General features: G+C 58.2%; 10 protein-coding genes. 7 read left to right on the plus strand and 3 right to left on the minus strand.

Annotated elements, in window-relative coordinates; translation table 11 throughout:
* The first annotated feature begins 144 nt into the window (after nt 1-144).
* From ELE36_RS13195 to ELE36_RS13225, 7 genes are all read left to right on the plus strand, one after another.
* On the plus strand, nt 145-1,998 hold the full coding sequence (locus ELE36_RS13195) for a M2 family metallopeptidase (protein WP_165371604.1): 1,854 nt from the start codon (nt 145-147) through the stop codon (nt 1,996-1,998).
* A gap of 14 nt (nt 1,999-2,012) precedes the next feature.
* Nucleotides 2,013-2,513, plus strand: coding sequence for a CPBP family glutamic-type intramembrane protease (locus tag ELE36_RS13200; protein WP_129834036.1), 501 nt, complete (start codon nt 2,013-2,015; stop codon nt 2,511-2,513).
* A 20-nt stretch (nt 2,514-2,533) separates the two neighbouring features.
* Complete coding sequence (locus tag ELE36_RS13205) at nt 2,534-2,806, plus strand: DUF2277 domain-containing protein (protein WP_129834038.1); 273 nt, start codon at nt 2,534-2,536, stop codon at nt 2,804-2,806.
* A 56-nt stretch (nt 2,807-2,862) separates the two neighbouring features.
* Nucleotides 2,863-3,978: a DNA alkylation repair protein gene (locus ELE36_RS13210; RefSeq protein WP_129834040.1), complete on the plus strand. Its 1,116-nt coding sequence runs from the start codon at nt 2,863-2,865 to the stop codon at nt 3,976-3,978.
* Nucleotides 3,979-4,120: 142 nt separating this feature from the next.
* Nucleotides 4,121-4,636, plus strand: a complete 516-nt coding sequence (locus tag ELE36_RS13215) for a hypothetical protein (protein WP_129834042.1) — start codon at nt 4,121-4,123, stop codon at nt 4,634-4,636.
* 50 nt (nt 4,637-4,686) lie between these two features.
* Nucleotides 4,687-5,241, plus strand: coding sequence for a hypothetical protein (locus tag ELE36_RS13220; protein WP_129834044.1), 555 nt, complete (start codon nt 4,687-4,689; stop codon nt 5,239-5,241).
* A gap of 127 nt (nt 5,242-5,368) precedes the next feature.
* Nucleotides 5,369-6,820, plus strand: coding sequence for an NHL repeat-containing protein (locus tag ELE36_RS13225; RefSeq protein WP_165371605.1), 1,452 nt, complete (start codon nt 5,369-5,371; stop codon nt 6,818-6,820).
* Between the two features lie 74 nt (nt 6,821-6,894).
* On the opposite strand, the gene ELE36_RS13230 is transcribed toward ELE36_RS13225, so the two are convergent.
* The 3 genes from ELE36_RS13230 to ELE36_RS13240 all read right to left on the minus strand — a co-directional run bounded on the left by ELE36_RS13230 (nt 6,895) and on the right by ELE36_RS13240 (nt 10,899).
* Nucleotides 6,895-9,852 (minus strand): serine/threonine-protein kinase, encoded by a 2,958-nt coding sequence (locus ELE36_RS13230; RefSeq protein ID WP_129834048.1) that lies wholly within the window; start codon nt 9,850-9,852, stop codon nt 6,895-6,897.
* 2 nt (nt 9,853-9,854) lie between these two features.
* Nucleotides 9,855-10,418, minus strand: a complete 564-nt coding sequence (locus tag ELE36_RS13235; RefSeq protein WP_129834050.1) for an ECF-type sigma factor — start codon at nt 10,416-10,418, stop codon at nt 9,855-9,857.
* 70 nt (nt 10,419-10,488) lie between these two features.
* Nucleotides 10,489-10,899 carry a hypothetical protein gene (locus ELE36_RS13240; RefSeq protein WP_129834052.1) on the minus strand — a complete coding sequence of 137 codons (411 nt, stop codon included), beginning with the start codon at nt 10,897-10,899 and terminating at the stop codon, nt 10,489-10,491.
* Nucleotides 10,900-10,988 lie beyond the last annotated feature (89 nt).

Consider the following 10,988-nt stretch of genomic DNA (forward strand, 5'->3'; position numbering starts at 1 on the left):
AAACACATACAGCGTAGATATTGCGAGACGTGAATTGGCGAGCTGATCTTCAGCGCTGCAAACTACCGCTTGAAATGCTGCGCTGTGTTTGCGCACGCCGATCACGGCGATTAGCCTGCATCCCTCATCTCGGAGGGGAATCTCGTGAAAATCGCGTCCATTTCAATCGCCATCTTGTTCGCGCTCGGCTTTGCGCCCAGCGCTTTTGCCGCGGATAACGCCGATCCGAAAACCGATACCGCGCCGCCACTTAGCGCCGCTGGCGCAGACGCGTTTGTCGCTGCGCTCAACAAGCAATACAAGGCCGATTATCCCGAGGCCACCGCGGCGCAATGGATCGCCGAAACCTATATCAATGGCGATACGCAATTGCTGGTGTCGCGCAGCAATGAGCGCAGCCTGAGCAAGCTGTCGGCGGATGTCGAAAAATCCAAGGTATATGCCAACGTGCCCGGCATCAGCGCAGCGAGCAAACGCAGCATCGAGTTGTTGAAACTGTCGACCGCAATGCCCGCGCCGAAAGATCCTGCCAAACTCAAGGAACTCACCGAAATCGCCTCCAGGCTCGATGGCGAATACGGCGCCGGGAAATTCTGCAGCGACGAAAAAGATCCGGCGACCTGTCGCAATCTCGATGATCTGTCGAAGGTGCTCGCGAATAATCGCGACTGGGATGCCGACCTTGCAGCGTGGGCCGGCTGGCACCACACCAGCCGCGTCATGCGCAAGGATTATGTGCGTTTCGCCGAGCTGCTCAACGATGGCGCGCACGATCTGGGCTACAACAATGTCGGCGAACTCTGGCGCGCCGGTTACGATATGCCGACCGCCGAATTCAAACCCGAGACCGATCGGTTATGGGGTCAGGTGCGTCCGTTGTACGAGCAATTGCAGTGCTACGCGCGCGGCAAACTCAAAACCCAATACGGCGACAAGATGCCGAAAGATGGCACCATTCCAGCGCATGTCACGGGCAATATGTGGGCGCAGAATTGGGCGGCGTTGTATCCGCTGCTGCAGCCGTACAAGGATGCCGGCAGTCTCGATGTCGATGGCACGCTGGTCGCGCAAAACTACGACGCGCCGAAGATCGTGCATCGCGCCGAGGATTTTTATCACTCGATCGGTTTCCCTGCGCTGCCCGCGTCGTTCTACGAAAAATCGCAGTTCACACGTCCGCGCGATCGTGACGTGGTGTGTCACGCCAGCGCGTGGGATCTCGATCAGGCCGGCGATGTGCGCATCAAGATGTGCATCGATCCAACCGAGGAAAATTTCCGCACGGTCTATCACGAGATGGGCCACATCTATTATTTCCTCGCCTACAACGGCCAGCCCGAACTATTCCAGAACGGCGCCAACGACGGCTTTCACGAGGCGATCGGCGACACCATCCAGCTCTCGCTCACACCGGCGTATCTGCATACCATCGGCCTGACCGGCGCGGTCACGCAGGATAAAAAAGCGCTGCTCAACGCACAGATGAAACTCGCGCTGGAGAAGGTCGTGTTCCTGCCGTTCGGCAAGATGATCGACGAATGGCGTTGGGGTGTGTTCGATGGCTCGATCAAACCGGGCGACTACAACGCGGCGTGGTGGAAACTCAAACAGAAATACCAAGGCGTGTCGTCGAGCATTCCACGCAGCGAGGAAGATTTCGATCCGGGCGCAAAATACCACGTCGCCAGCAACACGCCGTATATGCGTTATTTCATGGCCAATATCCTGCAGTTCCAGTTCCAGCGCGCGTTGTGCCAAACCGCAGGACAAAAAGGCGCGCTAGCCGAATGTTCGATCTACGGCAGCAAGGCCGCCGGCGACAAATATTGGGCGATGCTGCAAAAAGGCGCGAGCCAGCCGTGGCAGAAAACCCTGAAGGAACTCACCGGCACCGAGCAGATGGATGCGAGTGCGATCATCGATTATTTCGCGCCGCTGTATGCTTGGTTGAAGCAGCAGAATAAGGGGGTAAGTTGCGGGTGGGACGGTGAAGGGTGAGGTTCTCGCGCACGATGGAAAGTCTTTCGAAACGCCCAATCCTTGGCGCCATAACGCTCGGCGCCTTCACCGCTATCGCAACATTGGCCCTTGGCCTTTTTTTGCAGTATTTCCTACATCGTCTGTTGCCGGAAAGATTGTGGGGAACATTGGCTGCGCGGGAGGATCTTAACCAACCGGCGGTATTGGTGTTTTTTACCGCCGTGATTTTTGCGCCACTTTTCGAAACCATCCTGGGGCAAGTGATTCCGATCGAAATCGCCCGCCGTTTCGGTATCAATCGCTGGGTGTGCGTTTTAATCAGCGCGGCTGTGTTCGGTGGCGGCCACTATCTGAATGGTGGGCTGTTGCATGGACTGGTCACGTTTTTCACCGGCATCATGCTCGCCGCCTTATACCTGATGCTACGTCGCAACAGCCCGGCATCAAGCTATGTCGGCGTGGTCACTGCGCATGCTGTGCACAATGCCATTCTGCTATATGTGCTCGCTGCGATCTTCCCTTCGATGGCTTGAGACCTGCACCGGAGTTTGCCATGTGCCGCAACATCAAGACGCTTTTCAACTTCGCCCCGCCAGTGACCGACGACGAGATCCACGCCTCCGCGCTGCAGTTCGTACGCAAGCTCAGCGGCTTTAATACGCCGTCGAAAATCAACGAGGCCGCGTTTGCACTGGCGGTCACGCAAGTGAGTGACGCGGCACGCAATCTGCTGCAATCACTCGTGACTCTAGCGCCGCCGAAAGACCGCGATGAGGAACGCGCGCGTTTGCAGTTGCAGTCGGCGAAGCGTTTCAATCGCGCATAACGACTTGATTTTTTATCGCGACCACGTCGAACCCTTGAAATAATTGATCGCCGCCGATGCCAGCCGAAGAAATCTCCGTCGATAACTCCGCGCCGAAACTCAAAGAAATTTTCGATGCGGCATGTTTCCGCCGCATCGCGAAAGAAGTCGCGGTGCTGCATCCAAGATTCGATGCCAAGCATTTTCTCGCGCTGGCGCTGGACGATCTGGATGCATTGAGCCTGATGCAACGCATGCGCCGCATGTCGCAAAGCCTGCATGCCACACTGCCGCAAAATTATCCACGCGCGATCGCGATTCTGCGCAAACTCGCGCCGCGTATCCATTCCGGTTTCGTGACGCTGGTATTGTCGGATTTTGTCGGAGTATTCGGCCACGACGATTTTGATCTATCGATGCAAGCGCTAGCGTTTTTCACGACGTTCGGTTCGGCGGAATTTGCGATCCGCGAATTCCTGCGCCGCGATCCGCTGCGCACGCTAGCTGTAATGGAAATCTGGTCGCGTGATGCGGATGAACATCTGCGCCGCCTCGCCAGCGAAGGCAGTCGGCCGCGCCTGCCGTGGTCGTTTCGTCTCGATGCGCTGATTGCCGATCCGAATTTGGCCGCACCTATTCTCGAAAACCTCAAGACCGATACCAGCCTGTACGTACGCAAGTCGGTGGCGAACCATCTCAACGACATTGCCAAGGATCATCCCGACTGGGTGCTGGATCGTATCGAATCGTGGTCGCTGGAAAATCGGCACACGGCATGGATCGCCAAACACGCGTTGCGCACGCTCATAAAAAAAGGCGATCGTCGCGCGCTCAGTGTGATCGGCGCCGGTGCGAAAGCGCAGGTGTTAGTCAAGGAGTTTTCGCTGCATCCACGCAAGATTGCGCTTGGAGAAAAACTCGCGCTGACGCTGACACTGGAATCAACCGCAAGCAAAAGCCAGCGCCTCGTGGTGGATTACGCGGTGCATTACGTCAAGAAATCTGGCAGCGCATCAGCCAAGATTTTCAAGTGGAAGGAGCTCACGCTCGATGCGCACGAATCGCTTCAACTAACACGCTCGCAGACGGTTCGCGACTTCACCACGCGCGTGCATTATGCCGGCCGACACGAGGTAGAAATCCTGATCAACGGCGAAAAACTCGCGAAGGATTTTTTCGATCTGTCGCGCTGAACCGAGTGACCAATGCCGCGCCGATGCGCGATGCAAAAGCGGACGACAAGACGCATCGACAAGTGTTGTGCGATCAGCATGTCAGTAAATGGCACCAGACGACGTAACCCCGGATGAGCCCATCATTCCGAGGAGTCGTGTCATGTCATTGCAACAGGTCGCAAGCCACGCCAACGCCAGACAATTACGGCGCCGAAATCCGGGCAGATCATCGCCGCTCGTCTTGATCGCGCTCGCCCTCGGCCTTGCGTGCGCACCGATAGCATACGCGGGCAATCCGACCTGCCCTACACCACCGTGCCGACCGCCAAACGCGCATCCGCCTGCGCAACAGCAGCAGCAGCAGCAGCAAAAGACGATGCATTCGATCGACACAGCACATGCGCCGAACATGTCGAAAACCGATCCCGTGCATCCGCTGGTCATGGAAAAAAGATCCACAATCGGCCCGGCATCACCCGGCCCGACCCACAGCATTTCGGGCGCATCCGGCGCGAGTAGCAAACAAGGCATTATTTTTGTCGGCGGCAAAAATACGCTGAATACCCAGCCGATTCCGCCAGGACATTCTGCACAAGCGTCCGTCATTACGCCCAACGCAAAACCCAAGCCCGTCGCACCAAAACCAGTGCCAAAACCCGGCACGGGTGCGCATTAAATTTTGGCGCATTGATCGTGATCCCTGTTCCCGCACTGATGGAGAACCGCATGATTTTTCCTCGCCTGATTTCACTTCTGCTTGCCAGTACGATTTGCATGCTCGGCGCGTGCTCGAAAACTGCATCGAATACGGGTGCAGGATCGCCCGCAAACATCAGCGCAGCGCAGGCCGCCAAGGCGCCGGTAAGCAGCGTCTGCGATCAGAAACTGCTGGTGGCGCAAGATATGGACGGCATTCTGAGCGAGCCGATCACCGCCACAAAAAACCTGAACGGCGATGCACAGACCTGTTATTTCATCACCGCGACGAATAATCATGGCGGCCCCGAGATCAAGGTCACGCTGCGCCCGGGCTTGGGCAAGGTGACGCTCGGCACGTTCAGCTCCGGCCAGATGAAAGAGTACGCAACGTCCGAACCGCTCAGCGGCGTCGGCGAGGAAGCGGTATGGCTGACAGATCTGCGTGAAATAAACGCGCGCAAAGGCGATTTGTTATGCGATATCAGAGCGCAAGGTTTGAGTAACGAGCTGGCCAAAGCGCCGGTAGCGGCATTGCAGAAAAAACTCGGCGCCTTGTGCAACAAGATTTTTGCGATGCACTGATTCGCGGCGAATCGAACGGTCATCGGGGCGTGACCACGATGCTTGCTGCCACGCATGTCAGTAATCCATGCCGCATGACGTAACCCCTGTTGCCATCGCTGCGAATGGTGCTACGACGAGGTGGGTTATGCGCTCTGCAAAATGCTTGTCGATATGCGTGTGTGTAGCGCTGGTCGGTGCGACCGCGCTCGCCGGTGAGCCGGTCGATTCCGGCGCGCTCGATCCCGCCTTCGGCGCTGGCGGCAAAGTTCAGATTTCGGCGACCAGCGAAGCGCACGGCGCATCGAACCTCACGGCAACGGATACCGCGATCCAGTCCAGCGGCAAGATCGTTGTTACGGGCAGTGACGATCAAGGTGATTGTTTCGCACTACGCCTCAACATCGATGGCAGTCTCGATACCGGCTTTGGCGGAATCGGCGGTTTCCCACCAGGATTCACCGGGTACGCCGGGTGCGTATCGGATGCCATCGTGCTACGGCCGGATGATCGCATCGTCATGGTCATGCACAACCCGGTCGGGGGTGCGATATTTGCGGTGCAGTTCAGTGCCAGCGGAGTACCGGACGCCGCGTTCACCAATTTTGGCTATCCCGGCGTCGTGCAAATACAGCCAGCTAGCGGCGATTCCATGTACTCCTCGCGTGCGGTGATCGACAGCGATGGCACCATCGATATCGCCGGCTTCTATCATCAGCAAAGCAGCAACAATAACCAGTTCCTGTTCGTGCGCATCAGCGCCGATGGCAAGGCAGTCGAACCGTTATTCCAGTACGCATTCGGCTCCGGCAACAATCAGGACGACCATGCCCTCGACCTCGCCATCGACAGTCAGGGACGCTACGTGGTCGGTGGTTACCATCGCGGCGCGGGCGGCAACTACGACTGCGCCGTGATCCGCATCACGCACGATCTTTACGACGTCGATCATGCCTTCGGCAACGGCGGCCAGACCATCGTGCCGTTCGATCTCGGTGGCGACAACGGCGATTTCTGCAATGCACTCACGGTAGTCAAGCCAGACAACTACATCGTGCTCGGCGGCCACGCCAGCGCCAGCGTTGGCAGTGGCTCGTATCAAGCCGCCGTGCTGGCGCTGCTCGACAACAGCGGCAATGTTGCACAACACGATTGCGCCGCCGTATGCCAGGACGACAAGTTTGCTTTCGCCTATGACAACAATCCTTCGGTGGGCGCGAGCAACGGCATCAGCAAATTGATCGTCGATAATTACGACACCAAATTTCCGCAGATACTGGCAGTGGGTAGCGGCAATCAACCCGGCGTACCGTATGGCCTCATGTTCGGTATCGCACGTTTGAATTTGCCGGTGAATACGAACTTCGTTCTCGACTCCACCTTCAACGGCGGTAGTTCACGCGGAGTTTTTTTTGCCGCACACAACGATGGCATCGGCCTGCAAACGACCACCAATTACGGACTCTCCGCCGCATTCGCCAAAGGCAGTTTGGTGGCCGCCGGTTATACCGCTGGGGCGGGCGGCAACGCCATCGCCGTAACCCGTCTGGCCGCGTTCGACGGCATCTTCAAGAACAGTTTCGAGCTGCCGTATTACTAGCGTCTGATCGCGCCGGCCATTGCACTTTTCATCGTGTCGAATCGAAGCAAACGCGCCGTTGAGACATAACGCGATTAGCGTGCGTGCAGCAACTTGACGGTGGCGGGATAAAGATCAATCTCGATCGCCGGCAGCGCACGCAGTTGTTTCCGTGCGGCATTCTCCAGTGCAGCACCGTCTTGATTCGCATGATCCGCGGCGCGGCAGCGGCCAAGCAGAAGCTGCGCCTCGGCACCCCAGATCGGCCCCGCTGTCACGCTTGGCTTGTTAATTTGCATTAGGGCGTTTTCGAGCAACGGTTGCGCTTCTGCGCAGCGATTCGCGCCCACCAGAAAATCCGCCAGTGGTATCTGCAATAGATACGTCGCCATCGTGCGCCCGCTCGGTAGCTGCGCGGCACGACTCAGCGCAGTACGAAAATCCTGCTCCGCATTTTTCGCATCGCCTTGCAGCTCTTCGGCCAGCGCGAGCAGACGCAGCGCGATAATGGCATTGGTAGAATTTTCGCCCTCGGTTTTTGTCAGCAGCTGCAGCGCTTGTCGCGAATAAAGCAAGGCTTCGTCGAACTTGCCTTGCTGCTCCAGTACGCTCGCCAAATTTTCGCAATCGACCGCGATCGTGCCTTGACCGTTGTCGTCATGCATGCGCTCCAGCACGCCGCGTGCGAGTCGTTCGGCCGCACTTGATTGGCCCGTGTGTCGCAGCACGAACGAAAGATTGTTTTCCGCCGTAAGCGTATTGGGATGATCCGCACCCAGCGTGCGCCGGAAGCGCTCGACTACTTCGCGCGCCAGAGGCTCGGCACCGAAAAAATCCCGACGTAGGGAATGCAGAATAGCGAGCACATTCAGCGTCTCGGTGATCTTGGGATGATCCGGCGCCAGCGTGTGACGGAAAATTCTGAGTGCTTCGGTCGTACTCTTTTCGGAGTTATCCAGTTGCTCCAGACCTTGATAAACACCGGCCAGTGCCAGATCGGTAAATCCCACTAACGGATGTTCGGGGCCAAATACTTTCAGGCGAATCGCCAAGGCGCGTTCAAGCGGTTTTTGTGCTGCGATATCGTCGCCGCTCTCATCAAAAAGCGTACCGATATTGTGCAGCGATGTGGCGACCTCGGCATCATCGGCACCGAGCTTTTTCTCGCGGATCTCCAGCGCGCGGCGGTAAGCCGCGAGTGCCTCGGTTTTTTTGCCGAGGTTGTCGAGATTGGTGGCTTCGTCATCGAGTCGCCGCGCTGTTTCCACGGCATCGTTGCCATAGCGACGTTGCGCTGCGTTCAGTGCCGCCAGAAACATTTCATCGGCGGACTGGAAATCGCCGCGACTCTGCAACAACGATCCGAGATTACCAAAGCTGTCAATCGTGGCTGGATCATCATCACCGAGTTGCGTGCGACGCAAATCCAGCGCTTGGCGCAGCAAGGGTTCCGCGCGCGCATAGTCAGCTTTCTGCGTGTAGATTTGTCCGAGTTCATCGAGGCTGTCGGCAAGCTCTGGATCGTTGCCTGGGAGATTTTGCCGACGCAATACGAGCGCCTGTTCGGCCAGCGGCAAGGCACGATCGTACAAACCCAATGCGGTGTAGGTCGTCGCCACGGTATTCAGCAAACGCGCACGCAACATCGGCGCGTTTTCCAACTTTCCTTGCAGGCGTTTCGCACCTTGATCGAGCAGATCCTGCGCGCTGATCGCAGCACCGCCGGAGTGTGTCGGATCGGAGCCCGCGAACAGGCCGACCAGGAATGCCGTGACCTCCTGCGATGCCTGTGCCTCTCGCGTTTTTGCACGTGCCTGCCATACCGCCATACCAAGCGCCGCGATCAAGGCAAGCATGCCGAACACACTCGCGGCGACACCGGCACGATGTCGCGCGACAAACTTGCTTATGCGATACGTGCTGCTGTCGCGGCGCGCGGCAATCGGCCGGCCAACGAGATAACGGCGCAGGTCTGCGGCAAACGCCTCGACCGTGGAATAACGTCGTTGCGGGTCGCGCTTCATCGCCGCCTGCACGATCATGTCGAGATCGCCGCGCAATGAATTTGCCGCCACCGGTGAGTCCGCCTTCGCACGCGCACTGGGCAGCGCAGGGGCAGTCGCCGCGAGCACGCGCTGTACGTCGTCCAGGGTTGGGGTATCGCCCAAATCGAAGGCACGGCATCCGGTCAGCAATTCGTAAAGTACACCGCCCAGCGCATACACATCGGTGGTGATGCCGACCGATTCACCTCGCAATTGTTCGGGCGCGGCGTAAGCCAGGGTCAGCGGATGTTGTGCGGCATCGACGGTCGCATTTATTTGTGCGCCGAGCGAATCATCGAGCAGTTTGGCGATGCCGAAATCCAGCAGCTTGGCACTGCCGCTGGCGGTCACCAGAATATTCGACGGCTTGATATCGCGATGCACCACCAACTGGCCGTGCGCGAACTGCACCGCTGAGCAAATATCCATAAATATACTTATGCGCATTTGCAACGACAGATTGTGCTGCGCGCAATACGCCAGCAGCGGCGAACCATCGACATATTCCATCGCAAAATACGGTCGACCGTCCGTCGCGATGCCGCCATCGAGCAGACGCGCGATATGCGGATGTTCCAGTCGCGCCAGAATCTGCCGCTCACGCAAAAAACGCGTTTGCACCGCGTCACTGTCCATGCCGCGCTTGATCAGTTTGATCGCCGCTTGTTGTTCGTACTGACCATCGGCGCGTTCGGCCAGCAATACCACGCCCATGCCGCCGCGACCGAGTTCGCGCAATACACGCCACGGGCCGATGCGCTCGCCGCTTGCCAGGGATTCGACATTTTTGGAATCAGCCCAATCGCTCGCCGCCGCGATGCGAGCGGAATCCACGCCGCTGTCGAAGGCATCAGCGCGCGCATCCGCTACGAGCAGTGCTTCCACCTCATGACGTAACTCAACATCAGCGCCACACAAATGATCGAGCAGCGCGGCACGCGATGCCAACGGCGCTTCCGCGGCCTCGTCGAAAATCGCACTCACACGTTGCCAACGTTCGGTATCCATACTCAGACCGATGTGGTTTCTTCGAGTCCGAGTTGCTGCACGAGAAACGCGCGAGCACGGCGCCAGTCGCGAAATACGGTGCGCTCGGTGAGGTTTTGCAGTTGCGCGATTTCCGCCATTTCGAGGCCGCCGAACACACGCCACTCGACGAGTTGCCCAGCGCGCACATCGAGTGCGGTCAGGCGCGTCAGCGCGTCGTCGAGCGCGACCAGATCGATCATGTCGGTTGTCACACTCATGTCTTCGCGCAAGCCGGTGATGCTCCACGGACCGCCGCGTTTCAGGCGCGAACGACTGCGCGCGTGATCAACCAGAATCTGCCGCATCGCACGTGCAGCAAGCGACAGAAAATGCATACGATCGATCGGTTTTGCTTCGGGCGCAGCATGCAACTTGAGATACACCTCGTGCACCAGCGCGGTGGTATCGAGCGTCATCGGACTGCCGGCATTACGGCGCTGACTGCGCGCGATCCGCCGCAGTTCCTGATACACCAGCGCGAACAGTGCTTCCTGCGGCGCATGCGCTGCCGGGGAATCATCTTGCGCGGGATCAGATGCCGTCATGCTGCCGTTCGCATCAATGCAGTGCGATCAGCTTAGCGCGTTCGTCGCAAACCGTGATAGCGCGCGCCGCCTAGCTGCGAACGGCGAACGCAAACCGCACTGTCACCAGACCAAGCGTGAACCAGAACGATTGCCAGAAATGATTGCGCGGCACGATCGCCGCGTTCGATTTTTTGCGTCGCCGTGCCAGTGCCTGCGATAAAAATGCCGACGCGATCGGTGCTAGCGCGAGATTGGCAATTCGCAATGCGGGAATAGCGAGGAACGTGTGCGTGAGCAGCAGCACCGACAACCACGCCAGCACGCAGCCTCCAGCAAACCAGAGCAGGCTCGCGAGCCATAAAGTGCGTGGTTCGGGAAAATCGCGCCAATCGAAAAACCAGTCCAGCGGCGCGTAGGCCAGCACGTCGATCGCGAACTCAAGCACGAACAGGATGCTGCTGAAAAGAACTTGAAACAGCAAAACCATCAGCTCTTCCACACGGGTGACTCCATGGCTGAAGCAGGATTAATTTTGTTGCGCATGATACGACGAATACCTTGCCCTGACGCCGCGAAAGGTTCGTGTAT

Origin of the sequence: Pseudolysobacter antarcticus (assembly GCF_004168365.1) — a bacterium.
Classification (GTDB): Bacteria; Pseudomonadota; Gammaproteobacteria; order Xanthomonadales; family Rhodanobacteraceae; genus Pseudolysobacter; species Pseudolysobacter antarcticus.